Source organism: Roseibium sp. R5, from assembly GCF_055755305.1.
Map to the genome: position 1 here is coordinate 3,021,410 of NZ_CM146910.1, position 24,180 is coordinate 3,045,589.

A 24,180-nucleotide genomic window follows, 5' to 3' on the forward strand; every position below is an offset into this window, starting at 1 on the left:
TCCGCGTGGTGGCGTATAGGTGCGAATACTTATGCATTGGAAGGGAGGGAGAACATTCGGGCGACGGAAGTCGCCGCAGCTGCGCATAACCCAGTCCAGCCAGAAACCGGCTGAACCTAAGACTTTCCGTAAACTTCCTTGGGGTCGTAGACTTTCTCTTTTTCTACGTTTTCCAAGCGAACGGTGCCGTCTTGTGTGTTGGAAACCTTACGGAAAAAGCAGGACCGGTAACCGACGTGGCAGGTCGCGCCATTGCCTTCCACGGTGACTTTCACGACCAGTGCGTCCTGGTCGCAATCGGTAAGGATTTCTTGCACCTTCTGGATCTGGCCTGACGTTTCGCCCTTTTTCCAGAACCCTTTACGGGACCGGCTCCAATACCAGGCTTCCCCGGTTTCGATGGTGCGTTTCAAGGCTTCTTCATTCATGTAGCCGACCATCAGGACTTCAGATGTTTTGAAGTCGGTCACGACAGCTGCAATCAGGCCGTCCTGGTCGAATTTCGGCATCAGGCGATCGCCTTCTTCGACCGTCGCTTTGTCGGCGCGGGCGGAAATAATCAAATCAGACATGTAAACTCGATTTTGGCCACCCAGGGAGCTGGATGGCCACTATAGGTAGGTTTAACCGCGCACCAAAGTCATGAACTTGGCTTGTTCGGCCGGATCGTCTTCGAAGATGCCCGTGAACTGCGTAGTGATCGTGGATACACCGGGTTTTTGAACACCGCGCATGGTCATGCATTGATGTTCAGCTTCCATCATAACAGCAAGGCCACGCGGAGCCAAAGCGTCATCGATGGTTGAGGCGATTTGCGACGTCAGGTTTTCTTGGGTTTGCAAGCGCTTGGCGAAAATGTCGACGACGCGCGCAAGCTTTGAAAGACCGACAACGCCTTCTGCCGGGTAATAAGCGATGTGTGCTTCACCGACGAACGGCAGCATATGGTGTTCGCAATGCGAATGAAACGGAATGCCGCGAACCAGCACGATGTCCTGATATCCGCCGACGTCTTCAAACGTGCGTTCAAGATGCTCGGCCGGATCTTCAAAATATCCGCCATACAACTGTGTGATTGCTTTCACGACACGCTTGGGCGTGTCCAGCAATCCTTCGCGGTCCGGGTCGTCACCGGTCCAGGCGAGGATGGTCCGCACAGCAGCCTCCGCCTCTTCACGGCTCGGGCGTTGAAGTTGATCCGGTGTTTTACGTTCGAATGTTTTTCCGACCGGCTTTAGGACAGCGTCCATAGGGATCCTCGCGATTTTACCCTTATCACTCGTCATACGGCATACGCTCTGGCTCAGATCAAGACCTCTCGATCAAAAGGGCGCGGAGATGTAGCATACTCCGCACGAAAAGCGAACGCACAGTTTCTGAGCGGGTTAAGCCAGCGTCAAGCGCCGATCCGGCGCCTTTTCATCTGGCTGCGACCACTCTGCCCCTTGCGAAATTGCTGTGGCGTCTGATCTATATATATGAAAGAAGCGTGCCGACAATGCGGCACCTGCTCACTAGCTGTCACGAAGAGGCGAGAATGCTCGACGACATCTATAATGCAAAGATCCTGGAGTTCGCCGGCAACATTCCCCGCGTTGGCAGGCTTGAGCATCCGGATGGGACGTCCAAGGCGCATTCCAAGCTGTGCGGGTCGACGGTGGTTGTCGATTTGTGCGTCAAGGATGGCGTTGTGACGGATTTCGCGCATGATGTGAAAGCCTGCGCGCTCGGTCAGGCATCGTCCTCAATTCTGGCCCAGCATGTGGTCGGCGCGACTGAAGACGAGTTGCGGACCTTAAAGACAACGATGCATGCCATGTTGAAAGAGGGGGGGGAACCGCCGGTTGGCCGGTTCGAGGATCTGAAGTTCTTGTTGCCCGTTCGTGAATACAAGGCGCGGCACGCGTCGACGCTTCTAACGTTTGATGCGGTTGTCGGTGCGCTTGATCAAGCTGCGGCAGATACAAAGGCCGACGGCGCCGCCGCGTAATATGTGCGATCGCAGTGATCCGGCCTGATGTCAGGTTAGCCCCTCAGATGTGTTCATCCTGCGATCATAAGCCGGATCAAACCCGAAAGCTTTCAATAGCCGGATGGGCCGCGATCGGACTGATCTGGATCTACCGCCATACCCTGTCGCTCTTCATGGGACGGACCTGCCGGTATGCGCCAACCTGTTCCGATTATACGGATCAGGCCATCCGCAGGTTCGGTTTCTGGGCCGGCGGCTGGCTGGGATTGTCGCGGATCCTGCGTTGTAACCCGTGGGGCGCGTCAGGTTTTGATCCGCTTCCCGACACGCTTCCCGACACTGCGCGCTGGTATTTGCCCTGGCGGTATGGCCGCTGGACGGGCGACCATATCCCTGACGACCATCGAATGGATTGATTTCAAAACAGGAATGACGCAGCGTTAAGAAAAGGTTGAACTTACCTCGCGTGAGTGCAACTCTTTTGGCCCGGCTTCTGGTGCAGGAGAGGGCAGATGAACGCGCAAGACTTCCATTTTGTGATGATCAAGCCGACGCACTACGACGACGACGGCTACCCAATTCAATGGCTTCGATCCGCCATTCCATCGAACACGTTGGCCAGCTTGAACGGGCTCGCTGATGCGGCGTGCGAGCGCAACGCGCTTGGTGACGATGTCCAGATTCATCTTCACACCTATGATGAAACAAACAAACGCGTCCGACCGAACAAGATTGCGCGGGATATCCGGCGCACGGGCGGCAAAGCGCTGATTGCCTTGGTTGGGGTGCAATCCAATCAGTTTCCAAGGGCAACGGACCTTGCACGGGAGTTCCTGCGCGAGGGGCTGCCGACGGCGATTGGCGGGTTTCATGTTTCAGGCTGCATTTCGATGCTGGATGAGATGCCCGAAGAGATGGTGGCGCTGCAGGGAGAGGGCGTTTGCTATTTTGCAGGCGAGGCAGAGGAGCGGCGGCTTGATCAGGTTTTCCGGGACGCCTTTAATGATGACCTGAAGCCACTTTACAATTTCATGACGCATCTGCCGTCGCTTGAAGGAGAGCCGACGCCGATCCTGCCGACCAAGCACATCCAGTTCACCGCCGGATCGCATTCCAGCTTTGATCTCGGGCGGGGATGCCCGTTCCAGTGCTCCTTTTGCACGATCATCAACGTGCAGGGGCGCAAGAGCCGGTTCAGGTCCGCAGATGATCTGGAGCAGATTATTCGCGACAACTATGCGCAGGGCATCGACCGGTTCTTCATCACAGACGACAATTTCGCCCGCAATCGTGAGTGGGAACCGCTGTTCGACCGGCTCATTCAATTGCGGGAGGAGGAGAAGTTCGACATCAAGTTCATCATCCAGGTGGATACGCTCTGCCACCGGATTGAGAACTTTATCGAAAAGGCAACCCGGGCCGGGGTCAACCGTGTGTTCATCGGTCTTGAAAACATCAATCCCGACAATCTGCTCGCCGCCAAGAAACGGCAAAACAAGATCACCGAATACCGGCAGATGTTGCAAAAGTGGCGTGACCACGGCGCGACTACTTATGCCGGATACATCATCGGGTTTCCGGGAGACACCAAGGAAGCGGTCTTGCGGGATGTCGAGATCATCAAGAAGGAGTTGCCGCTCGACCTTCTTGAGTTCTTTTTCCTCACGCCTCTGCCGGGCTCGGAAGATCACAAGGTTCTGCTTGAAAAGGGTATCTGGATGGATCCGGATCTTAACAAGTACGATCTCAACCACCGGGTCTCCCATCATTCGAAGATGAGCGATGATGAATGGGAGGAGGCCTATCGGGAGGCTTGGTCGAGTTATTATTCCGACAGCCACATTGAGACGGTGCTCCGCCGTGCGGCGGCCCATAAAAAGGGGCGGCCGGGCAACAAGCTGTTCTTGATGATGTGGTTCAAACTGATGATCGAGTGTGAGGGCGTTCATCCGCTGGAGGGCGGTTATTTCCGGCTCAAATTCCGCAAAGACCGGCGTAGCGGGTTCCCGATCGAAAATCCTTTTGTCTTTTACCCGCGCTATGTCTGGGAGGTGATTTCCAAACACTGGGCTTATGTGTCTGCGGTTTGGCGTGTTCACCGGATCTACCGCAGGGTAAAAGCGGCGCCCGGCCGGCGCGAATATTCCGACGTGGCGATCGCACCGATGAGCGCGGACATGGAAGAGGATCTGGCAATGATCACGGAAACGCGGGGCGGCAAAGACGCTGTTGCCAAATCCGCCCGGGACGCGTCAATCGTGAAGGCCGCGAAAAAACGTGCGCTGGCCTCTTAAGCAAACGGCCTAGGCCTGGTGCCAGCTTTTCTCTTTCCGAAAGAACGGCAAACGCCATCCGAGTGTCATGCCTGCAGCCGCCAGCATGATCACCGCAACGCCGAGGATTTGCACGGTTCCAAGTTTCTGTCCCAGAACCAAATAGTCAGTGACGTAGGCGACTGATGGATAGAGGAACGTCAGCGCGCCCTGAAGGTCTGTCGGCAGCTTCTGCACAGCTGAGTACAAGATCGTGTACATCATTGCAGTGTGCACAAAACCAAGGGTGAGCAGGGAGCCCCAAGCAGAGCTTTGCGATGGGAGGTCCGCCACACTCGCGAAAGGGGCGAGCAGGATGGCGCCTGCTGAGACCTGTATCAGCGCGATCATATGTGAGGGGATGGCGCTCAGCTTTTTGGTCACAACAACAGCGACGGCCCAAAGAAACGCAGCGCCAATGGACAGCGCGACACCGACGGTAAAGTTGCCGTCCGCATAAGCCAGTTCGGGTTTTGATTGGGCGATCACCACAACACCGCAAAAGGCGAGAGCCAACCAACACAGCTTTCTGAGTGTCAGGTGTTCTCCAAAAAAGAGCACGCCAAAACCTACCAGCATGAAAGGCTGTGTATTGTAGATGGCCGTCGTAAGTGAAATGGACGCATGCCCGATCGCGTGAAACAGCATGACCCAATTGGTGGTCAGCGCAATGCCGCCCAAGACCGCCAGTAGAAACTGCTTCAGTGAGATTTTGTATGCAAAAGCGCCTTTGAGTGAACATATGAGCGCCAGCCCGACTGCGCCGAACAGGCAGCGCCAAAAGGCGACCGTGACCGGGTTTTCTCCGCTAAAAACAACGAAAATGCCCAAGGTGCCAATCAAGGTCATCGCGAAGGTCATTTCCAAAATGCCGGTGGTTCTTTCTGACATTTGAGCAACTCCTATCAATACGCTTTCAAGGATCTGCTGTTTGGATGAGCCGCTCCATATGATATTCAAGGCAGCGGACGTAATTGACCTCATAATATTAGGCAAAAGACCCATTAGGGTTTAAAGTGAAAGATATGGACGCCCAAGATCGTGAAATATTGAAAATTCTGATCGAGGATGGCCGGTGTTCGATCAAGGACATTGCCGTCAAGGTCAGTTTGTCGTCGCCAAGCGTTTCGGACCGGCTCAGGCGCTTACAAGATTCCGGTGTCATTCGCAGCTTTACGGCCGATGTTGATCCCCGGGCTCTCGGATACGCGCTTCAGGCGATTACACGCGTCCGGCCGTTGCCTGGAAAACTCCATATCGTCCGCGAGTTGCTGCAGGAAATTCCAGAGGTCGTTGAGTGCGACAAAGTCACAGGTGATGATTGTTTTGTGGTGCGTTTGGTGATCCGGGAAATCGAAGAACTGGACAGCATTCTTGAACGGATCACGGACAAGGCTGAAACGAGCACCTCGATCGTCAAATCTCAACCAGTGCCCCGGCGGGTGCCCTTAGAGTTTTAGTGGCCAACGTTGTATTGGTCTGCGTGACGTTTTCGAAACCGGAGCCGTTAACGCTTTAGAACGATAGCCGTCTTAAGATGTCTGTAAATTCGCCAGCGATCAGGGAACTCTCCGGCAAGCCCAGGCTGGCTTGCCGCTCAAAGGCACAGTGTTTTGTTGAATAGGCTCAAATCGTTTTTCAAAGTCTCGGGAATGTTGAGCCTAACGTTCCTGCTGGCGCCGGGCTCTCTTGCCGCAGATAGCTGCAGCAAGATGACCGTTGCAGCCGCCGAAATTCCGCATTTTGTTGAGAGTGAGAGCGAAGGGGAGTTCGTCGTTTTATTGCAGTCCGCGGCAAAGCGCGCGGACTTGGCTTTGGACATCAGGCTTTATCCAAAAAAACGCGCTCTTGGATTGTTTCAGATGGGGGTGGTCGACGCGCTGATGCCCCATTCCACTGCTGGCGCGGATGTCGCGTCCTACAAATCACTGCCAATTCTAACGAAGCGCGACTTTGCGTTTGTTCGAAAGGGTGGCTCGGTGCCGTCGAGTGTTTCTGATCTGGAAGGCCTCCGGATCGGCTTGACTGCCCAATACGCCTATCCGAAATCGCTGACGGCCAACGATGAAATCGACTTCAGCCGCGAGCCGAACTCAGATCTGGACAATATCAGAATGTTGTCCGCGGGCCGTCTGGACGGGTCGATCATCGAAGAGCAATCCGGCCTGAGGGCAATTGCAGAAGCAGGTGTCGACAACATCGTTTACGATGAAACCAGCCCGATCAATGAACTCAGCGTCTGGATCCTTTTCGCCAAAACGGAGTGCGGCGCGCTTCATGCCGAAAAGATCAACTCCGCTTTCCGGGCCATGATCAACGACGGAGAGTGGGCTGCAATCAAGAAGGCTGATCCGCCGAACGGATAGGTGACTGTCGGCCCGTTTCTGCGGATCGACCCAGACGATCATCTCGCCGGTTTCGGAAAAGGTTGCCGTTTTAGGCTGAATCCCGTATCAGCACACATCTCAAGACCAAAGACATCGCTTACCTGCTGTGTGTGCAGGAGTGAGCAGGAGACTGACATGATTCAATTGACCTTCCCCGACAATTCCGTGCGCGCCTATGAAGCTGGGACTTCCGGTCTCGACGTGGCGACCGGTATTTCCAAATCGCTGGCCAAAAAGGCTGTCGCGATGACCCTCGACGGGGAATTGAAAGACCTCACCGATCCCATCGATGCGGACGCCAATATCGAGATCGTGACCCGGGAAGACCCGCGGGCGCTGGAGTTGATCCGGCACGATGCAGCTCACGTTATGGCGGAAGCTGTTCAGGAGTTGTGGCCGGGTACGCAGGTGACCATCGGGCCCGTGATCGAAAACGGTTTTTACTATGACTTCAAGCGGGTTCACCCAGAAGGGTCGGCCAATGCCGGGTCTGACTGGCCGTTTAACCCGGAAGAGCTGCCGGTCATCGAAAAGAAGATGCGCGAAATCATCGCGCGCGGTGCGCAGTTCACAAAGGAAATCTGGAGCCGCGAAGAAGCCAAGACCTACTTTGCCGCCAAGGGCGAGCACTACAAGGTCGAGCTTGTCGATGCGATCCCGGAAGACCAGGAAATCAAGATCTACAAGCAGGGCCAGTGGCTGGATCTCTGCCGTGGCCCGCACATGGTTTCCACCAAGCAGATTGGCGACGCCTTCAAGCTGATGAAGGTGGCCGGTGCCTATTGGCGCGGGGACAGCAACAATGAAATGCTGACCCGCATCTATGCGACAGCTTGGCACAATGAGAAGGAGCTGAAAGGCTACCTTCACATGCTGGAGGAAGCGGAAAAGCGCGATCACCGCAAACTCGGCCGCGAGATGGACCTGTTCCATTTCCAGGAAGAAGGACCGGGCGTCGTCTTTTGGCATCCGAAGGGCTGGGACATGTTCCAGAACCTGATTGCCTATAAGCGCCGCCGTTTGCGCGGGACGTATGACGAGGTGAACGCACCGCAAGTCCTGCACACCTCGCTCTGGGAAACCTCCGGCCACTGGGGCTGGTACAAGGAGAACATGTTCGCCGTTCAGAGCGCGGATCCAGAGAGCGAGGACGATCGCGTCTACGCGCTCAAGCCGATGAACTGCCCGGGCCACGTTCAGATCTTCAAGCACGGTTTGAAGAGCTACCGCGACCTGCCGATGCGCTTGTCCGAATTCGGCGTTGTTCACCGCTATGAGCCGTCAGGTGCCTTGCACGGCTTGATGCGCGTGCGCGGCTTTACCCAGGATGATGCCCACGTCTTCTGCACCGAAGAGCAGATGGCTGACGAATGCTTGAAGATCAACGATCTTATTCTGTCGGTCTACAAGGATTTCGGCTTTGAAGAGATCGTCGTCAAACTGTCGACACGGCCGGAAAAACGCGTTGGTTCTGATGAAAATTGGGATCATGCAGAAGGCATCATGTCCGATGTGCTGAAGCAGATCGAAGAGCAATCAGACGGCCGCGTAAAGACGGACATCTTGCCGGGCGAGGGCGCGTTCTACGGACCTAAGTTCGAATACACGCTTCGGGATGCGATTGGCCGGGAGTGGCAGTGTGGCACGACCCAGGTCGACTTCAACCTGCCGGAACGCTTTGGCGCGTTTTATGTCGATAACAACGGCGAAAAAAAGGTGCCGGTGATGATCCACCGGGCCATCTGTGGCTCCATGGAGCGGTTCCTCGGGATCTTGATCGAGAACTATGCCGGGCACTTCCCGCTGTGGTTCGCACCCTTGCAGATCGTGGTTGCAACCATTACGTCAGAGGCTGACGATTATGGCCAGGAAGTGGCTGATCTTCTGCGCTCTAAGGGCCTGAAGGTTGAAACCGACTTCCGCAACGAGAAGATCAACTACAAGGTCCGCGAGCACTCGCTTGCCAAGGTTCCGGTCATCCTGGTCTGCGGCATGCGGGAAGCGGAAGAGCGTACGGTCAACATCCGCCGTCTTGGTTCCAAGAACCAGACGCCGATGGGATTGGATGAAGCGGTCGCTGCATTTGTCGAAGAAGCGACGCCGCCGGATCTGAAATGATCGAACTTCCGTTTTGTTAACGGAAAAAATGCCAGCTTGCACACTGCCCTTACTTAAGGGCAGTGTGATGTCATAAGGCTGCAACAGAGAGTCTGTTAGAGCGTTTTAATTCCGCCGGTCCGGACGCGGGCAGCGGGTGCAAACAATGTAACAAACGAAGTCGGCATACCGTGGATTACGCAGAATTCAGCTACGCCAACCCAGACCACCATCCGCTGAAGCGCATGGTGATCCGGTCGATTGAACGCCTGTCGGGGCGCCGGAAGCTTCTTGATCTTTACGAGATCTGGAAGCAGTCCATCGTGACCACAGACTATATGTGGAGCGAACTTCTGCGTCTCATCAATATTCGCGTATCGGTGGACAGTGGAGAGTGGCCACCCAAGGATGTGCCGGATGGGCCTTTGGTTCTGATTGCTAATCACCCGTATGGCATCGGCGATGGTCTCGCAATTCTCTCCCTAGCCGAACAACTTGGCCGTCCGTTCAAGATCATGATCAACAACGAGTTGCTCAAGCTTCCGGAGATCCGGCCATTCTCCTTACCGGTCGATTTTGAGGAAACCAAAGAAGCGCTCAAGACAAATATGGCGACCCGCAAGGAGGCGCTGAAACTCCTGGAAGAAGGCACGACGATTATCGTGTTTCCAGGTGGGGGCGTGGCAACGGCACAAAAGCCGTTCGGCCGTGCAGAAGAACTGCCATGGAAAACCTTTACGGCGAAGATGATCCGCTCATCCAAAGCGACCGTCTTGCCGATCCACTTTGAAGGCCAGAATTCCTGGTTGTTTCATTTGGTCAGCCGGTTCTCGCTGACCCTTCGTCTTTCGCTTTATGTCCGCGAGTTCCGCAGGACACTCGGACAGGCAATCCGGGCAAGGGCAGGGGCGCCGATCCCCTATGAAACCATTTCCGGTTTCAAGGACCAAAAGGAAGTCATGGACTTCCTGCAGTCTAAAGTGATGGAAATGGCGCCGGCCGAACAAAAAGAACGGCTGCTCAGCCGCCATTGATCATCGATCATTTTTGTTTCAGGAGTGGTCTGAAATGGTTTTGCCAAGGGCGATCAATTCGCCCTTGAGGATCCGCTGACCAATTCGCTGATCGAAGAGACCACTTCCACTTCCCGGTCTGCGCCCGGCTCGACTTTGAATGTATGAAGGTAAGTTCTGCCGTTGTTGCGGGCCACTGCTTCATATTCACCCGCTGCAAGAACAAAGTCTGGAAAGGCGCCGGTTGCTTCGACGACCACGTCACCGCCTGGAGAGAGGACCGACCAGGTGGTATTGGCGATGGCTTCTCCGCCACGCTCATTGACGAGCTTCAGCGTGATGTCGGCCGCTTTATGGAAAATCGTGGCTTCGGTGAGCTTGCCCGGAAGGACCTGGATGTCGGCTCGGATTTCAGCGTTCGCATCCCCGTATCGGCTAACAATGTGATAGGTGTCTGCGTTCAACCGGATGATCGAACCGGGCTTCACGCTGCTGGCGATCAGATCCCGCTCGCCGCGCTGATCGAATTCCCGACTGTAAATGTCGAACGTCACAGGGCCGCTCTCCAATGGCGCACCGTCCGGCAGCGTGGCGTCGAATTTGATGCCGCCGGCATTCAACGTCACCATCTTTGATAGGACTTCCTTGCCGATCACGATCCGGTTGGTAGCCTGCGCATAGCCGTAGGAGGTGTGGATCATGTATGCACCCGGATCCAAACGGAATTCGGCATCCCCGCCTTTCGACGTGGCAATCAACTGAAGCCGGCCATCGGCGTTGGTCGTTTCGGAGTAGATGCGCCAAATGAGATTGTCGTTCAGCGGTTGGCTGTCCCGCGTCAGCTTCGCCATGAGATATAGTGCGCCGCCATCCAGTCCGTCGGCCGTTCCTTGAATGCCGCCGGATGCGGGCGCGTAGGGAACCAGCGTGTTGTCCGAGAACAAGGGTTCCGGTTCGCGGTCGAGAAGATTCTGAATGGGTTCTTGAGACGCCGCGGACGGTGCGTTTGGATCCGGCTTCATGGCAGGCGGCATCGGCGCACTGGTCTGGGCCTGTCCTGTGCCAGGTAGCGCTGAAATCAGCGCCGCGCAGAGCGCAGTCATGACAAACCGTTGCACCTTGGTGCGCGTGTCTTTGATCCGGTTCAACAAAGTCGTTGGATTCTGCATGCCCACTTATTATCGTTTTGGCCAAGCGATGTCATCTGGTCAGCGGTGCCTTCCAGCCTGTTTCTTGTAATGGACCTTAAAATTTGGCGAATTCAAGACCTGAAGAGTGCAGTTGACAAATCCCAACAATCAATTAGGTAGATAGTTGCAAATGAAACTATCTGCGGAAAGGCAGACCGAATGTCCGAGTTTGGCAGGGGATCACCTCAAACCTTGGAGTTTTTGCGGACCCGCCGGTCACACCCATCTGTCACCATGTCAGCGCCTGGCCCGGATGATGCCAAGCTCACAGATCTGTTGACCATTGCTGCGCGCGTTCCAGACCACGGAAAGCTCGCGCCTTGGCGCTTCATCACTTACCGGGCACCGCAGGGCGAAAAGATCGGGGCCTTCCTTTCAGAGCTTTATGCCAGAAAGAACGGGCCGCTTGATGAAGCCCAGACCGACAAGGAACGGACCCGGTTTACGCGCGCGCCTGTGGTTGTCGGTGTCGTAAGCAAGGCCGCAGAGCACCCAAAAATACCGATCTGGGAACAGCAGCTTTCTGCCGGCGCCGTTTGCATGACCCTTGTTTCTGCAGCCGCTGCTGCTGGCTTTGCCTCCCAATGGCTGACGGAGTGGTATGCGTTCGATGAAGAAGCCGGGCGTTATCTCGGTCTTCAAGACGGTGAGCGGTTTGCAGGTTTTATTCATATCGGAACAGCCACGCAGCCGCCCGTTGAACGTCCGCGGCCGGATCTTTCCGAAATAACTTCCAACTGGACGGAAACGGACTGAACATGTTCTACGAAACAGAAAAAAACGATCACGGGCTGCCGCATAATCCATTCAAGGCGATCATCGCACCGCGGCCGATCGGTTGGATTTCCAGCGTCGACAAGGATGGGAAAACCAATCTGGCTCCCTACAGTTTCTTCAACTGTGTCTGCGATACGCCGCCGATCGTGATGTTCTCATCCTCCAACTATAAGGACAGCGCTGCCAACATTGATGCGACCGGTGAGTTCGTCTGCAACATGGCAAGCTACGATCTGAAAGACGAGATGAACCTGTCCTCGGCTGCCGTGCCGCACGAGAAATCTGAATTTGAGTTGACGGGTTTGGAAATGGCTCAATCCAATCTCGTGAGCGTGCCGCGCGTTGCCAAAGCGGCAACTGCCCTGGAGTGCAAGCATCTTCAAACCATCCGTATGAAAGGTCTCGACGGAACCGATACGAACAGCTGGGTCATCTTCGGTCAGGTGGTCGGGGTGCATATTTCCGATGATGTAATCGTCAACGGCATGGTGGACGTGACCCGGTACAAGCCGCTCTCCCGCCTCGGCTACATGGATTACGCTGTGGTGACGGAGGTATTTCAGATGGGCCGCCCCAAAGTCTGAGTATCTGTCCGAGAATCGACAAGGCGCTGCAGTGAACAGCGTCTTGTCTCATTATGAAACAATGAATTTTCCGTCCAGCAACTGATTTGTCCCAAATAATTCCGGACCAACCCGGCAAATTTTTCCCAAGAAAAATCGCAGGAAACAGCCAAAGTCCACAAATGCCTGAGATTGCATTGGCATAGTTACGTAGGAGCCGTTAGGTTTTCGTTTCTCTAATAAATGAATCGGTCCCGCCTGTGGCTTGTTAAGGTTTTGTTAACCTTTTTGGCGCGAAAGTTAAGGAAGTAATAATTAGTTTCGTCGAGGAGGCCAGTCATGCGGGTTGCTGACACTACCTCGGTCGCGTCTAGGATCGAGCTTGCGTTTCAGTCTGCGAGTACATCCACAGGAACGTCGTTTGACTATCTTGTGAAAACAGCCGCACGGGAATCTTCGTTTAATCCGTCGGCCAAGGCAAAAACATCGAGTGCTACAGGCTTATTCCAATTCATAGAGTCCACCTGGCTCGAAACGATGAAACAGGCGGGGCCCAAGCACGGGTTGGACAAGTACGCGGACCATATTCAGCGGTCCAAAAGCGGCAAGTATTATGTCAGCGACCCCCAGATGCGCCGTGACATCCTTGATCTTCGCAAGGATCCTGAAATCTCGTCGGTCATGGCGGGGGCTTTGACCCAGAAGAACGCGCAGTATCTTGAGCGCCGGATTGGCCGCGAGCCGACGGACGGCGAGCTCTATATGGCGCATTTTCTTGGTGCGAATGGTGCGAGTCGCTTGATAGAAAAAACGGCTGCAAATCCCGATATGCGCGCCGATCAGGTTTTTTCCGCACAGGCGCGGGCCAACAAGCCGATCTTCTACCATCGCAATGGCCAAGCCCGGTCCATGGAAGAAGTCTATCAGGTGATCGTGTCCAAGCATGATGCAGTCAACATGATTGCTGAAGCCGGCGGACGTAAAAACCTCAGGACCTCTGGCGAGCTTTTGAACGTTGCGGCGCTACCCAATGCGAAGCCGGGATCTGGAGCGCCGGTAACGGCACCGGTTCCGTTTGATGATCTGGCGGGCGATCCGGCTGCAGCTTTTGCGATGCGGTCCAAGCCGCAGCCGCCGAGCATGATGGCAGAGGCAAAGCCGAAGGACTTTGACCATTTGGCAGGGGATCCGGCCGCGCAGTTCGCAATGCGGTCCAAGCCGGATGCACCGGTGCAAATGGCGGCGGCGACAGTTCCCGTCCAGCCCGAACTGCCGCTGGACCTTCCTGAAACGGTTGCGAAAGCGCCTGTTCCGGAGGGACGTCCGCAGACTGTCGCGGTAGCCGATCCGGGGGCGAGCGATCCGGCGCAAACTCAAGCACAGGCTCAACAAGTGGCAAGCGCTCCGCGGCCCGATCCTGACGACCCGCGTGACGCGAGTATCAACCAGGCCCCGGATCAAACCGCGAGCCGTGTGTTGTCCGCGTTCCAGGCAGCCCAGACAGCGAACCCGTTTGAAGCTCTGTTCCGCAATGATCCAGGTTCCGATCAGGCAGGCGTCAATCCAAGGTTTGCATCCGCCTTCGCGGCCGTTGAAGAGGCTGCGCTCTACAGCGCTGTGTCCGGAGCATCGACTCAGGTGGCTGCCCAGGAATTGGCACTTGTCAATCAAGGTGGTCCGCTAGACCTCACACGGTTTCTTCGTTTGAAGGCTCAGGAAGAACAGAAAGACTTACTGCCTCCGGCTTAGGTTTCGGAGGTTGAAGACAGGCGGGGGCATGTCAAAATTATGGTGAACGGATCGTTAAGTCTTTGATGTCAGGATAGTGCAAAGACTATTCAGGACTGACGTTAAGAGCATGACCGTTCACGACATTCTGCACCTCACCGACACTGATCAGGCTGGCCTCGATATCGAAGCGGCGCGAACCTATGCAGAGCGTTATTTGGCTGCCGACGAGGGCAGCCTGGAACGGAAGACCATGGCGGCAGCACTTACAGTTCTTCTGGATGATCCGAGCCGGCCGGTTCGCAAAACCGTCGCGAAGGTATTGGCTGCGAGCGCGCATGCACCCGGACACGTGATCCGTTTTCTGGCGCAGGACGTCGATGAGATCGCGGTCCTTGTTCTGAAATCTTCCCCGCTCTTGAACGAAACCGAGCTGGTGGACCTTCTAGCCGAGGGCAGCCCAGCAGTTCAGTGCGCCATCGCAGAGCGCGAATCTGTCCCTGCGGGTGTCAGCGCGGCTATGTGCGAAGTTGCTGACGAAGCGGCCTGTATGGCCTTGCTCAAGAATCCAGGGGCAACAGTTTTGAAGTCGTCTCTGGTACGGCTTGCCGAACGCTTTGAGCAACACCCCGATCTCTGCGATGAATTGCTGAAACTCGGCGATCTGCCAATTCCTGTGCGCTACGAACTTTTGATGCGGCTTGCGCAGAACCTTGAAAATCATCCCGTTGTTCTGGAACGTGTTCCAGAGCATCAGCGCGATGTGTTCCTGTCGGATGCAATTGATAAAGTCGTCCTTCGCCTCGCGCTTGAAGCCAAAGATGCTGACCTTCCTGAGTTCGTGGAGCATTTGCGGAAAAGCGGTCGATTGAACACGCGTCTCCTGCTGCGGGCTGTTTGTTGCGGTCGGCTACGCTTCTTTGCGGCAGCTCTGGCAAACCTTGGCAACATGCCGTTGCCACGCCTGTGCAAGGTTTTGCTCACTGTCCGCCGGGCGGCACTTCAAGCCGTTTTGAGAAAGGCCGGATTGCCAATCCGGTCACACCAGGCGTTCCTGCTTGCGATCGACATTGCCCGCAAGGCTGAGGCTGACTTCAGCTATGACCTTGCCCTTGAAGAAGCGCGGGCTTTGACTGAAGCGTTGCTGTCTGAAATGCAAGACGGTGCTTTTGGTGCGGATGAGGATATCAATGCATTCCTGCGTCGGTTTGCGATCGATGTTGCCCGTCTTGAGGCACGCTCAGTTCTGAAAAAGAGCGCCGGAGATCTTCGCTCGGTCAATGCTGCGTGATTGCCAACGCCGGGCAGCATTGGTGCGCGGAGCGAGTCCAATCCAGATTAGATGGGTAATCGGTCAGGCTTGCGGCTGATCGCGTCCGCTTAGTTCTCGTCTGTTTCTTTGGCTGGGAACTGGGCCAGATAGGTGTCGGTCGCCGTGCGCAGCGTTTCCAAAAGCTCGACACCGGTCTTGTTGGCGGTATCCTTCGCGCCTTCAATCACCATTGCCCGGATGGCTTCTACAAATCCTTCCGCGAGCCCTACCGGCAGATCGTTAGGCGTTGGAATATTTTCAATCAGGTGACAGAAGCTTGACGCAACATCTCCGACAAGCGGAAAGCCCAGTGTTAGCGCCTGGCCCTTGATGTTGTGCGCCGATTGATAAAGGACATCGATCGTTTCGGAGGAAATGCCGTCCGCTTTGACGGAGTCCCAAGCACCCACGAGCGTTTTGGCTTCGTTCTCCATCCAGTTGCCAAAATGAGGAGCGATCCTTTGCAGAGCAGCTTCTGCAGCTTTCACCGGATCAAACTTGCGTGCCTCGCGAGGCGTCAGTTCACGGACCTTCTTCCGCAGATCTGTTGGTGGCTGCAGAATTTCGTAGTCTTGATCCGGAGCGGTTTCAGCCATTGCGGCAGGGTCCTCATCGTTGCAGTGAGCGGTCACTCACGATCGCCAGTATGCGTAAACAACTTTAACAGGGTCTTTCCCGCCGCCAAGTCTTTGGCAGGTGGCTGGTCAGCACCGTTAGTATCTGAACATTTCCGTTAGGATCCGCTCATCCCAGCCGTGATCGTCATCAAACATGATCCGGCCTTCCTTTTCCGTGGACTCCCGAACCGACACTTTTGTGACCCTACGGATCTCGCGGTGATCCGCGGACGCGCTGACCGGCCGTTTTTCCGGGTCCAGGATTTCGATATCGACCGCCGCCCAATCGGGAAGCAATGCACCGCGCCAACGGCGCGGGCGGAAGGCGCTGATTGGGGTCAAGGCAAGCAACTGGGCTGTGATTGGCAGGATCGGACCGTGCGCTGAGAGGTTATACGCCGTGCTGCCGGCGGGTGTTGCCACAATGATCCCATCGCAAATCAGTTCTTCCAGCCGGACGCGGCCATCGACCGAAATCTTCAGGCGCGCAGCCTGGGATGTTTGGCGGAGCAGGGAAACTTCGTTGATGGCGAGCGCGGAATGCTCTGCGCCGTTGTCATCGGTGGCCGTCATCTCCAGTGGGTAGATCGCCGTGGTGTCCGCTTTGGCCAGACGTTCCCGCAGGCCATCTTCCCGGTACTCGTTCATGAGGAAGCCGACCGAACCACGGTTCATGCCGTAAATAGGCTTGTTTGATCCCATCTGTGCATAGAGGGTTTCCAGCATCAGGCCATCACCGCCCAGTGCCACTATGATATCGGCATCAGCGATCGCAACTTCACCATATTGCGCCGACAATGTTTCCCGCGCGTGTTTCGCCTCATCCGTGTCACTGGAGACAAAGGCGAGCTTCTTGTCATTGATCTGGCTGGCATCGTCCGGCTGCGGGGAAGAAACAATACGGTTCATTGATCAACAAGGGCCTGGACGAGAGTTGTCTTACGGATTTCGTGCCGCCACGGCGCTGTGGCGCCAGCTGACTAAGGACTAGGCCATGCCCTTGAAAAATTAGCAAGTGCCGGTGGTGGGAAACAGGTTCGCAGTCGAAGGTGAGGCCAAGCTATCAGTCAATTGTGGGACGCAAAGCCGTTTGGGCTGCATCGCCGCTTGCTGGACAAACCGGTGAGGCCAGAAGTTCCTGCCACTCGAAAAAGGGTACGATTGCAGACCGGATATCGTCGATTTTTGCAGACATTACACCGGCCACTCTGAGCCCATCCGGTGTTTTTACCAGCAAGGGTCCGCCCGATGCGCCGCTTTCCGAAGAGCAGTTGGTAACCCAGCTGTCTTCTACGGTGCCGATCACCTGGCAGGCTGAGACGACGGTTGGCAGAAAACGGCGGCTGCGGCGATAGCCGGCTGAGTCGAACCGGGTATCCTGCGTCAACACGCCAGCATCCTCAGGTGATAGAGCCGGGACGGTAAGCAGCTTTGCGTTTTCCTTCAAAATCAAGATCCCGACATCGGTATGCACATCAGCCAGTTTCGGTTGCTTCTTTGGAGCATAGCCCTTGGCAGACAGGGCACAGGCCACCTCCAGGCGCGCAGAAAACTCGTCTCGGCGGACACCGGCGATGAAGAACATGTCGTCTACTGGAAACTTCTTCAGCGTCGCCTTGTTGTAAAGGCAGTGTGCTGCGGTCAAAACGATATTCGGTGCAATCAGTGTGCCGGTACACATGGATGTGGTGCGGTAGCCAGCCACATTTACCCGGCCAATGGAGGGCCATGGCGCATCCGTGCTGTCTATGACCTTAAGAGCTGGTTCTGTTGCAACAGCAGTGTCTGAAAGGGCGAGGCAAGACAGTGCGAACACGGCCGCATAAGCGGCCGCGAGCGTGCGCCACTTTGTTCCGCTGCTTGATGTAATCCCATTGGGGACAGCCACGTTTTGAAGCCTCCGACGAACCTGAGCTGACTGTTTTCCTACGGGCAGTGTCGCTGAACGGGTTTAACGCGGCCTAAAGTCAATCGCTGAAAGCTGGACTAGTTGGAATAATACTCCCACACCATTGTCCGGGCGAGTGTCTCGTCATTGTGGCGCATGCGACTGGAAAGCAGGGCGTCCATATTTTGGATCAGGGCCGCCGGTTCGCTGTCAGCCTTGTTCTCGATCCCACCCGTTTCATCGTTTGTTGAGAGCAACAGATTGGGCAATCCGCTGAAGTGCACATACTGCCACTCGGTTCCAAGGCGTGTCAGTGCTGACGCACCGCCCGCCTGGCAGCTCTTGCGGGTGTCTTCCGGGAAAAACTGCAACAAACGCCGAAAGTCAAATTCATATAGCGCAGCATCCCGCCAACCGGTCGGTGTTTGGCCTCTAAGATACGGGGCAAGGCTGTTTCCGTCAGGTTTGTGCTTGGGCTCGAGACCTAGAACGTCCAAAAGGGTGGGAAAGATGTCTGCGGCCGAAGTAAAGGCAGAAACCCTGTTGTCCTTGGCCATGCCGGGACCCCGGATGATCAGGGGGATGTGATAACTCTCTTTGTAAAACCCGCCTTTGCCGAGCATCCAGTGGTCGCCCATCATCTCCGCATGATCGGAGGTGAAGATGATCAGTGTGTCGTCCGCCATCTGATCGAGGGCCGAGAAAATGCGGCCAAGCTGAGCATCAACCTCTGTGATCATACCGTAGTAAAGCGCGCGAAGGCGCTTTAAATCGTGTCGGGTCAAGTCGCGCACGTGGCCGTTGGCGCCTGGAATGTGGCTGGAAAGATGCTGGTACTCTTGCAAGGCGGAGACAAGGGGATGGAACGCTGCTTCTTGCCATGCGCTTTCGGCGCCCTTGAACTCAGGCCCGTCATCCGGATCGTACATCGTATTATAAGGCTCGGGCACGGTGATCGGTGGATGCGGGCGCAGGAATGAAATATGCGCCATCCAGGGCTTTCCTGCGTCCTGTTCGCCAAGCCAATTGAAAAAACTGTCCGCTAGGAAAGCGGTCTGCGTTTCGTTCTTGGAATAGCGCGGGGCCTTGCGGGAGATAAGCTCGCCATCCTCCGGCTCAACGTGGTGCAGGGTGTCGAAGGATGCCGGATCATGGCCGCGAGCGGCCAGCCAGGAGCGCCAGGGCTTGTCGTCTTCGGGCAGCGGTTGACGAACGGAAAATCCAGGAAGAACCCCCTCATAAGTAGAGAGGGCCGGATCGTTCGGATCATGCACCCGTGGGTCCGGCGAGGTGTCCGTATAACCGAACAAGGTCGGGACATAGCCGGCTCTTCGTGCGGCGCGGGCAATGTTGTCGAACCGGTTGTCTAGCGGAGCCCCGTTCCAGATCACTCTATGGTTCATCTGGTAAAGGCCGGTGTAGAGAGAGGCCCTGGCCGGAGAGCAGGGCGCGGTCGTCGCATAATGCTGCTCGAAAACGGTGGCCTTTTCTGCAAAGGCATCAAGGTTCGGGGTTTTGACCACCGGATGGCATACCGTGCCGAGGCAATCGCCGCGCCACTGATCGGCCGTTATCAGAAGGATGTTCGGACGGGCGGTCATTAAGCTTCCATCTGATCCATCAGTTTGGGAAGATCGGCAACGGTATCGATGACATAGTCTGCGCCAGCTTCCGTAAGTTTGGCGGTTGCTTCCTGACGGATCGCATTGATCTCGGCCTCAGGCAGGGCTGCCAGTTCTTCCGGGGTTTTTCCTGCAAAGTTACCGGAAAGAGCAAGACCAACGGTGATGCAGCCGGCTGCCACGCCCTCTGCGATGCCGGGCTCCGTATCATCTACCTTGATCACGGCGCTGGGCGGGTAGGCTACAAGATCAACAAAGCACTGATACATGCCGAGCGGACCCGGACGGCCCTCAGGCAGATCATCAGAACACACCAGATTGTCCGGCTCATAGCCCTGTTCGGCAGCTCTTGGAAGAACGCGCTCCATAATGGACCGGGTGTATCCAGTGGTGGAGCCGATTTTCACGTTGTTCGATCGCAGGTAAGCGATCGTATCTAGGGCGCCTGGAACGAGGTCGGCATAATCCGCGACCACTTCCTCATTCATTGGCACAAAGATCTCATAGACCTTGTCGACGTCCGCATTGGTTGGGGCGCTGCCGTATTTGGCCTGCCATTGAGCAGCAATGTCCGGATCGTCCATCATGGACCGGATGTGGTCCCACTTCGGCATGCCCATTGGGCCACGGGCCTGATCAATGCTCGCAGTGATGCCGAATTTCTCGAATGCTTTTACAAACACACCCATGGGTGCGAAGGATCCGAAATCGATCATGGTGCCGGCCCAGTCGAAAACGACAGCTTTGAATTTGCTCATTGGTTCTCTTTCTTGTGTTTGCTCAAGCGGCGAGTTTTGCGCGCTCTGCGAGCGCTTCTGCAGGTGGGGCGGCGCTTTCAACGCCCATTTCTTTCAAAACGTCAGAAGCGGCGGCGGTTACGCTGCGCATGACATGTTCGTCCATCTGACCAATGCAGCCGACCCGGAAGCTGTCAACGACAGTCAGTTTGCCGGGATAAAGGATGAACCCGCGCGCTTTCATGAGCTCGTAGAACCGCGGGAAGCTGAAGGCGGGGTCTGCCGGGCAAAAGAAGGTGACGATGATCGGCGACAACCATTCGGCGTCCAGAAGGGTTTCAAATCCAAGCGCCCGCATCCCTGAAACCATAACGTCCCTGTTTGTCCTGTAGCGCGCGCCGCGCGCGGCAACGCCGCCTTCGGCTTTGTGCGCCCGCAAGGCCTCCAGGAAGGCTGCGACGACATGTGTTGGCGGTGTGAATCGCCACTGACCGGTTTTCTCCAGATGTGCCCATTGGGCATGTACATCGAGGCTAATGGAATGGCTGTTGCCTTTGGCAACCTCGAGCTCGGCCCTTTGTGCGATGACAAAACCGAACCCTGGCACGCCTTCAATGCATTTGTTTGCAGATGATACCATCGCTGCAAACCGGAGCTTTGACGGCTCGACGGGTATGGCGCCGAAGGCCGACATGGAATCGATCAAAAGGGTTCTGCCCGCGGCGGCAACGGCGTCCGAAATTTCCTGCAAGGGATTGAGGATGCCCGAGCTTGTCTCACAATGGACGATCAGGACGTGGCTGATCTCCGGATCCGCGTTCAGAAGGGCGGCGACTTCCGGTCCACGCGGCGGAAGATAGTCACCCTTGTCCAGCACTTCCGCCGGGCGGCCAAGATAAGCCATCGTTTCAACTGCGCGTTTGCCGTAAGCGCCATTGGACAGGATCAGGGTCTTTTTGGTCTTCGGCGTGAAACTGCCCAACATCGCCTCGACCGCAAAGGTGCCGCTGCCCTGGATCGGGACGCAGTCATAGGCATCGCTGCCATCGCCCAGCAAAGAATTGAGGCTTTTTCGGAGTTCGGCGGTCATTGCCTTGAAATCGCCGTCCCAACTGCCCCAATCCCGCAACATTGCTTCCTTGACATCGAACGATGTCGTGAGCGGCCCAGGGGTCAAAAGATAGGGCTCGCCGTTTTTCGGGTTTGGCAAGGCCATCGGGTGTTGGGTCATGAGTGGTCCCTTTGGGGCATGATATGAATTGCGAACTAAGCCCAAGACGCCTGCCGTCTTGGTGCGATAACCGAAACCACGTCGAAGGCCATTGCGCCTTTAACACTCTCTTCGCGTAACAGTTTAATGAAATAGTCTTGTCTATAATTATTAGTTATAGACTTGATGCTGGCGCTGTCGGCAAGCGGGTCAGGCTGTAGCGTTCAAGCTGGCCCGGAACGCCTCTATTGCAGCAACGCCTGCCATGTCTTTTTGCCAGACAACATAATGGTTCGCGATGAGGGAAGGGCTGTCGATCGGGATTGCGACACAGCCGTCCCGGTCTGTGATTTCTGCTTCCATGGCAATGCCGACACCGATGCCGGACCGGATCAGGGTGGCGATCGACCCCCAGGACCCGAGCGCAAGGATCGTATTGGGTTTGATCCCGGCAACAATGGCAGCTGCCTCGAACATCTTGCGGGTTCCGGATGAACTTTCTCGCTGCAGCAACGGAAGGGTTTCCAAGTCTTTCCAGCTGACGACGCCTTTGGATGCCAGTGGATGGTCGGCCCGTGCGGCAATGACGATGCGCGTCTGGACCAGAAGTTCGCCCTCAAGACCTGCCGGGATTTCCCGGCCGGTCACAAAGCCGATGTCGATGTCCCCGTTGTCAAACAGGTCAAGAATATCGCTGGTGGCCAAGGCGCGGGCTTCGATGGATATTTCCGGATGACGCGCCATGAAGGCCGAAATTCTCGGGATCGCCAGCTGATAAGTCGAATAACCGATCCTGAGCTCACCAGCGCCCAGCTGCTTTTGATGAAGCAGTTCCGATTCCAGATCGCTGGTGAGAGCGAGGATCGCCCGTATCTTCGGCAAGAGCGCCTCAAGCGCAGGTGTTGCGGAGACCGAGTAACCGGATTTGGCGATCAGCCGGGTCTTGAAGCGGTTTTCCAATCCATGCACATGGTTGGAAATCGACGGCTGAGAAACCCCGATCTCCTTTGCGGCCGCAGAAAAACTGCCCCGGCGTACCACAGCTTCCAGAGCGCGCAACTGACTGAGGCTGAGCGGATTTTTAATGCGGTTTGGGACGTCCATCTCTGCTTGTTTACCCGGCCGGAATTGGTCCCATGTCTTTCGGCACTTGATAACCACGCTGGACGGCCGGACGTGCAGCTATGCGCTGATACCAGGCCTGGACATTCGGAAAATCGGAGAGAGTGACGCCCTGCCATTCATAGCGCGATGCCCAAGGCCAGCATGCCATATCGGCAATCGAACAATCGCCCGCGATAAAATCGCGCCCTTGAAGTTGTTTGTCGAGCACGCCGTAGAGCCGGCGCGCTTCTGTGGAATAGCGTTCCTTGGCATAGTCGGACTTGTCCGGATTGAAATGCACAAAATGATGCGCCTGGCCAAGCATGGGTCCAAACCCACCCATTTGCCACATCAGCCATTCCAGCGTCCGGGCCCGGTCTTCTCCAGACGGGGCGAGAAACTTGCCGTATTTCTCGGCGAGGTAAATCATGATTGCCCCGGATTCCATAAGCTTCAGACCAGTCTCGCGATCCACAATTGCCGGAATTTTGTTGTTTGGGCTGATCTCCAGAAATTCCGGTGCCATCTGATCACCATTGGTAATGTCGATCGCATGGGACGTGTAATCAACACCAAGCTCTTCCAAAAGGATCGACACCTTACGGCCGTTCGGGGTGGTCCAAGTGTAAAGGTCAATCATGGGTCGGCTCCGGATGTCTGGATCACATGTGTTGGGAACAGCAAGAAAGCAGGATAACGGTGATTTCAACCCTGATGATCAAATTGGCGTGTGTGTCACCGGTTTGTTTGTCAGATTGCGTTGCTGTTAAGGGGCTGTTTACCATAATGATGTTGGCATTCATTCCTGCAACAGGTTCGGAAATTGACGTTAGATCCATCGGCCGGTCTTTCAAAAAGCATCCAGGTCTGACGTGACTTTGGGTGATTTCAGAAAACCGGAAATGTGCCGGTGAAAGGATGTGAGAGCATGGCACTGAAGTTTACTCGCCGGAGTTTTGTCATCGGCCTTCCGCTCGCCCTGGCAGCTTGCCAGAGCAAGAAAAGCGCAACTGTTGAGGCTGGTCTGACGCCCTTGTCTGATGGGACGCCAAATTATGCTCTGGCTTACGCTGCTGTCCGCGATGGTGGATTCAATCTGCCGCCGATCGATTATCAGACTTTTGATCCGAAATACCTGCGCCAAACGGTTTTTTATCCAACCTCACATCCGGTTGGAACAATCGTGGTCGATCCGAACAACAAGTTCCTCTATCTCGTTCAGTCTGGCGGGCGGGCGATCCGGTACGGCATCGGGGTTGGCAGGGCCGGGTTTGCCTGGAATGGCGAGGCGGTGATCCGCTTCAAGCGGGAGTGGCCGAAATGGTTTCCGCCCGATGAGATGATCGAACGCGATCCAGATCTGGAACGGTACCGGGACGGCCAGGAGGGCGGGCCGAGCAATCCGATCGGCGCGCGCGGTCTTTACCTCTGGCAAGGCAACAAGGATACGCTTTATCGGATCCACAGCACCAATCAGCCCCGCAGCATCGGCACCAATGCTTCAAGCGGCTGCATCCGCATGTGGCACCAGGACATCATCGATCTTTATGATCGTGTCGAGCTGGGCACCAAGGTGATTGTCCTCGGGTGACCGGTTGTTCCGGAAGCCAGAGCGCCGTTTTCATAAGAGGGCTGCGCCGTGTTTCAGCTA

24 protein-coding genes are annotated in these 24,180 nt (G+C 55.9%); 12 read left to right on the forward strand and 12 right to left on the reverse strand.

Going from position 1 to position 24,180, the window contains the following annotated elements; all coding sequences use genetic code 11:
• Positions 1-116: 116 nt before the first annotated feature.
• Positions 117-572, reverse strand: a complete 456-nt coding sequence (gene hisI / locus AC0J4F_RS14130; RefSeq protein WP_209173897.1) for a phosphoribosyl-AMP cyclohydrolase — start codon at positions 570-572, stop codon at positions 117-119.
• Positions 573-623: 51 nt separating this feature from the next.
• Complete coding sequence (folE, locus tag AC0J4F_RS14135; protein WP_055671275.1) at positions 624-1,250, reverse strand: GTP cyclohydrolase I FolE; 627 nt, start codon at positions 1,248-1,250, stop codon at positions 624-626.
• Positions 1,251-1,537: 287 nt separating this feature from the next.
• Between folE and AC0J4F_RS14140 the strand changes: the two genes are divergently transcribed.
• The 3 genes from AC0J4F_RS14140 to AC0J4F_RS14150 all read left to right on the forward strand — a co-directional run bounded on the left by AC0J4F_RS14140 (position 1,538) and on the right by AC0J4F_RS14150 (position 4,266).
• Positions 1,538-1,990: an iron-sulfur cluster assembly scaffold protein gene (locus AC0J4F_RS14140; RefSeq protein ID WP_133946794.1), complete on the forward strand. Its 453-nt coding sequence runs from the start codon at positions 1,538-1,540 to the stop codon at positions 1,988-1,990.
• A 47-nt stretch (positions 1,991-2,037) separates the two neighbouring features.
• On the forward strand, positions 2,038-2,388 hold the full coding sequence (yidD, locus tag AC0J4F_RS14145) for a membrane protein insertion efficiency factor YidD (protein WP_209002157.1): 351 nt from the start codon (positions 2,038-2,040) through the stop codon (positions 2,386-2,388).
• Positions 2,389-2,484: 96 nt separating this feature from the next.
• The gene (locus tag AC0J4F_RS14150) at positions 2,485-4,266 is read left to right on the forward strand and encodes a B12-binding domain-containing radical SAM protein (protein WP_473023792.1); all 1,782 of its coding nucleotides are present in this window, start codon (positions 2,485-2,487) and stop codon (positions 4,264-4,266) included.
• A gap of 9 nt (positions 4,267-4,275) precedes the next feature.
• Here AC0J4F_RS14150 and AC0J4F_RS14155 read toward each other — a convergent pair whose 3' ends face one another.
• A complete protein-coding gene (locus AC0J4F_RS14155) occupies positions 4,276-5,175 on the reverse strand; it encodes a DMT family transporter (protein WP_473023793.1) in 900 nt (299 codons plus the stop codon).
• Between the two features lie 134 nt (positions 5,176-5,309).
• Here AC0J4F_RS14155 and AC0J4F_RS14160 point away from each other — a divergent pair, with 134 nt between their 5' ends.
• The 4 genes from AC0J4F_RS14160 (at position 5,310) to AC0J4F_RS14175 (ending at position 9,802) form a co-directional block, all read left to right on the forward strand.
• The gene (locus AC0J4F_RS14160; protein WP_473023794.1) at positions 5,310-5,744 is read left to right on the forward strand and encodes an Lrp/AsnC family transcriptional regulator; all 435 of its coding nucleotides are present in this window, start codon (positions 5,310-5,312) and stop codon (positions 5,742-5,744) included.
• Between the two features lie 192 nt (positions 5,745-5,936).
• The gene (locus AC0J4F_RS14165; protein ID WP_473023795.1) at positions 5,937-6,650 is read left to right on the forward strand and encodes a substrate-binding periplasmic protein; all 714 of its coding nucleotides are present in this window, start codon (positions 5,937-5,939) and stop codon (positions 6,648-6,650) included.
• A gap of 156 nt (positions 6,651-6,806) precedes the next feature.
• A complete protein-coding gene (thrS, locus tag AC0J4F_RS14170) occupies positions 6,807-8,789 on the forward strand; it encodes a threonine--tRNA ligase (protein WP_473023796.1) in 1,983 nt (660 codons plus the stop codon).
• 170 nt (positions 8,790-8,959) lie between these two features.
• A complete protein-coding gene (locus tag AC0J4F_RS14175; RefSeq protein WP_133946800.1) occupies positions 8,960-9,802 on the forward strand; it encodes a lysophospholipid acyltransferase family protein in 843 nt (280 codons plus the stop codon).
• Positions 9,803-9,855: 53 nt separating this feature from the next.
• Here AC0J4F_RS14175 and AC0J4F_RS14180 read toward each other — a convergent pair whose 3' ends face one another.
• Entirely contained in the window at positions 9,856-10,950 is a 1,095-nt protein-coding gene (locus tag AC0J4F_RS14180; protein WP_209002158.1) for a hypothetical protein, read from the reverse strand.
• A gap of 180 nt (positions 10,951-11,130) precedes the next feature.
• Here AC0J4F_RS14180 and AC0J4F_RS14185 point away from each other — a divergent pair, with 180 nt between their 5' ends.
• The 4 genes from AC0J4F_RS14185 to AC0J4F_RS14200 all read left to right on the forward strand — a co-directional run bounded on the left by AC0J4F_RS14185 (position 11,131) and on the right by AC0J4F_RS14200 (position 15,330).
• Positions 11,131-11,727, forward strand: a complete 597-nt coding sequence (locus AC0J4F_RS14185) for a nitroreductase family protein (RefSeq protein ID WP_133946801.1) — start codon at positions 11,131-11,133, stop codon at positions 11,725-11,727.
• Positions 11,728-11,729: 2 nt separating this feature from the next.
• The gene (locus AC0J4F_RS14190; RefSeq protein WP_133946802.1) at positions 11,730-12,332 is read left to right on the forward strand and encodes a flavin reductase family protein; all 603 of its coding nucleotides are present in this window, start codon (positions 11,730-11,732) and stop codon (positions 12,330-12,332) included.
• A gap of 318 nt (positions 12,333-12,650) precedes the next feature.
• The gene (locus tag AC0J4F_RS14195; protein WP_473023797.1) at positions 12,651-14,060 is read left to right on the forward strand and encodes a transglycosylase SLT domain-containing protein; all 1,410 of its coding nucleotides are present in this window, start codon (positions 12,651-12,653) and stop codon (positions 14,058-14,060) included.
• A gap of 109 nt (positions 14,061-14,169) precedes the next feature.
• A complete protein-coding gene (locus tag AC0J4F_RS14200) occupies positions 14,170-15,330 on the forward strand; it encodes a DUF2336 domain-containing protein (RefSeq protein WP_473023798.1) in 1,161 nt (386 codons plus the stop codon).
• Between the two features lie 89 nt (positions 15,331-15,419).
• On the opposite strand, the gene AC0J4F_RS14205 is transcribed toward AC0J4F_RS14200, so the two are convergent.
• From AC0J4F_RS14205 to AC0J4F_RS14240, 8 genes are all read right to left on the reverse strand, one after another.
• On the reverse strand, positions 15,420-15,947 hold the full coding sequence (locus tag AC0J4F_RS14205) for an Hpt domain-containing protein (protein WP_473023799.1): 528 nt from the start codon (positions 15,945-15,947) through the stop codon (positions 15,420-15,422).
• Positions 15,948-16,064: 117 nt separating this feature from the next.
• Entirely contained in the window at positions 16,065-16,877 is an 813-nt protein-coding gene (locus AC0J4F_RS14210; RefSeq protein ID WP_473023800.1) for an NAD kinase, read from the reverse strand.
• Between the two features lie 154 nt (positions 16,878-17,031).
• Positions 17,032-17,856, reverse strand: a complete 825-nt coding sequence (locus tag AC0J4F_RS14215) for a trypsin-like serine peptidase (protein ID WP_473023801.1) — start codon at positions 17,854-17,856, stop codon at positions 17,032-17,034.
• A gap of 98 nt (positions 17,857-17,954) precedes the next feature.
• Positions 17,955-19,457 carry a sulfatase-like hydrolase/transferase gene (locus AC0J4F_RS14220; protein WP_473023802.1) on the reverse strand — a complete coding sequence of 501 codons (1,503 nt, stop codon included), beginning with the start codon at positions 19,455-19,457 and terminating at the stop codon, positions 17,955-17,957.
• Entirely contained in the window at positions 19,457-20,236 is a 780-nt protein-coding gene (gene phnX / locus AC0J4F_RS14225; protein ID WP_473023803.1) for a phosphonoacetaldehyde hydrolase, read from the reverse strand. Before phnX ends, AC0J4F_RS14220 begins: the two co-directional genes overlap by 1 nt.
• 22 nt (positions 20,237-20,258) lie before the next feature.
• A complete protein-coding gene (locus tag AC0J4F_RS14230; protein ID WP_473023804.1) occupies positions 20,259-21,446 on the reverse strand; it encodes a 2-aminoethylphosphonate--pyruvate transaminase in 1,188 nt (395 codons plus the stop codon).
• A gap of 189 nt (positions 21,447-21,635) precedes the next feature.
• The gene (locus tag AC0J4F_RS14235; RefSeq protein WP_473023805.1) at positions 21,636-22,529 is read right to left on the reverse strand and encodes a LysR family transcriptional regulator; all 894 of its coding nucleotides are present in this window, start codon (positions 22,527-22,529) and stop codon (positions 21,636-21,638) included.
• A gap of 10 nt (positions 22,530-22,539) precedes the next feature.
• Positions 22,540-23,169: a glutathione S-transferase family protein gene (locus AC0J4F_RS14240; protein ID WP_473023806.1), complete on the reverse strand. Its 630-nt coding sequence runs from the start codon at positions 23,167-23,169 to the stop codon at positions 22,540-22,542.
• A gap of 288 nt (positions 23,170-23,457) precedes the next feature.
• Here AC0J4F_RS14240 and AC0J4F_RS14245 point away from each other — a divergent pair, with 288 nt between their 5' ends.
• Entirely contained in the window at positions 23,458-24,120 is a 663-nt protein-coding gene (locus AC0J4F_RS14245) for a L,D-transpeptidase (RefSeq protein ID WP_473023807.1), read from the forward strand.
• Positions 24,121-24,180: the final 60 nt, after the last annotated feature.

Excerpts from the sequence above, each read along its gene's own strand:
- hisI (WP_209173897.1), bottom strand. The coding sequence starts at position 572 with ATGTCTGATTTGATTATTTCCGCCCGCGCCGACAAAGCGACGGTCGAA.
- folE (WP_055671275.1), bottom strand. The coding sequence starts at position 1,250 with ATGGACGCTGTCCTAAAGCCGGTCGGAAAAACATTCGAACGTAAAACA.
- AC0J4F_RS14140 (WP_133946794.1), top strand. The coding sequence starts at position 1,538 with ATGCTCGACGACATCTATAATGCAAAGATCCTGGAGTTCGCCGGCAAC.
- yidD (WP_209002157.1), top strand. The coding sequence starts at position 2,038 with ATGTGTTCATCCTGCGATCATAAGCCGGATCAAACCCGAAAGCTTTCA.
- AC0J4F_RS14150 (WP_473023792.1), top strand. The coding sequence starts at position 2,485 with ATGAACGCGCAAGACTTCCATTTTGTGATGATCAAGCCGACGCACTAC.
- AC0J4F_RS14155 (WP_473023793.1), bottom strand. The coding sequence starts at position 5,175 with ATGTCAGAAAGAACCACCGGCATTTTGGAAATGACCTTCGCGATGACC.
- AC0J4F_RS14160 (WP_473023794.1), top strand. The coding sequence starts at position 5,310 with ATGGACGCCCAAGATCGTGAAATATTGAAAATTCTGATCGAGGATGGC.
- AC0J4F_RS14165 (WP_473023795.1), top strand. The coding sequence starts at position 5,937 with ATGTTGAGCCTAACGTTCCTGCTGGCGCCGGGCTCTCTTGCCGCAGAT.
- thrS (WP_473023796.1), top strand. The coding sequence starts at position 6,807 with ATGATTCAATTGACCTTCCCCGACAATTCCGTGCGCGCCTATGAAGCT.
- AC0J4F_RS14180 (WP_209002158.1), bottom strand. The coding sequence starts at position 10,950 with ATGCAGAATCCAACGACTTTGTTGAACCGGATCAAAGACACGCGCACC.
- AC0J4F_RS14185 (WP_133946801.1), top strand. The coding sequence starts at position 11,131 with ATGTCCGAGTTTGGCAGGGGATCACCTCAAACCTTGGAGTTTTTGCGG.
- AC0J4F_RS14190 (WP_133946802.1), top strand. The coding sequence starts at position 11,730 with ATGTTCTACGAAACAGAAAAAAACGATCACGGGCTGCCGCATAATCCA.
- AC0J4F_RS14195 (WP_473023797.1), top strand. The coding sequence starts at position 12,651 with ATGCGGGTTGCTGACACTACCTCGGTCGCGTCTAGGATCGAGCTTGCG.
- AC0J4F_RS14200 (WP_473023798.1), top strand. The coding sequence starts at position 14,170 with ATGACCGTTCACGACATTCTGCACCTCACCGACACTGATCAGGCTGGC.
- AC0J4F_RS14205 (WP_473023799.1), bottom strand. The coding sequence starts at position 15,947 with ATGGCTGAAACCGCTCCGGATCAAGACTACGAAATTCTGCAGCCACCA.
- AC0J4F_RS14210 (WP_473023800.1), bottom strand. The coding sequence starts at position 16,877 with ATGAACCGTATTGTTTCTTCCCCGCAGCCGGACGATGCCAGCCAGATC.
- AC0J4F_RS14220 (WP_473023802.1), bottom strand. The coding sequence starts at position 19,457 with ATGACCGCCCGTCCGAACATCCTTCTGATAACGGCCGATCAGTGGCGC.
- phnX (WP_473023803.1), bottom strand. The coding sequence starts at position 20,236 with ATGAGCAAATTCAAAGCTGTCGTTTTCGACTGGGCCGGCACCATGATC.
- AC0J4F_RS14230 (WP_473023804.1), bottom strand. The coding sequence starts at position 21,446 with ATGACCCAACACCCGATGGCCTTGCCAAACCCGAAAAACGGCGAGCCC.
- AC0J4F_RS14235 (WP_473023805.1), bottom strand. The coding sequence starts at position 22,529 with ATGGACGTCCCAAACCGCATTAAAAATCCGCTCAGCCTCAGTCAGTTG.
- AC0J4F_RS14240 (WP_473023806.1), bottom strand. The coding sequence starts at position 23,169 with ATGATTGACCTTTACACTTGGACCACCCCGAACGGCCGTAAGGTGTCG.
- AC0J4F_RS14245 (WP_473023807.1), top strand. The coding sequence starts at position 23,458 with ATGGCACTGAAGTTTACTCGCCGGAGTTTTGTCATCGGCCTTCCGCTC.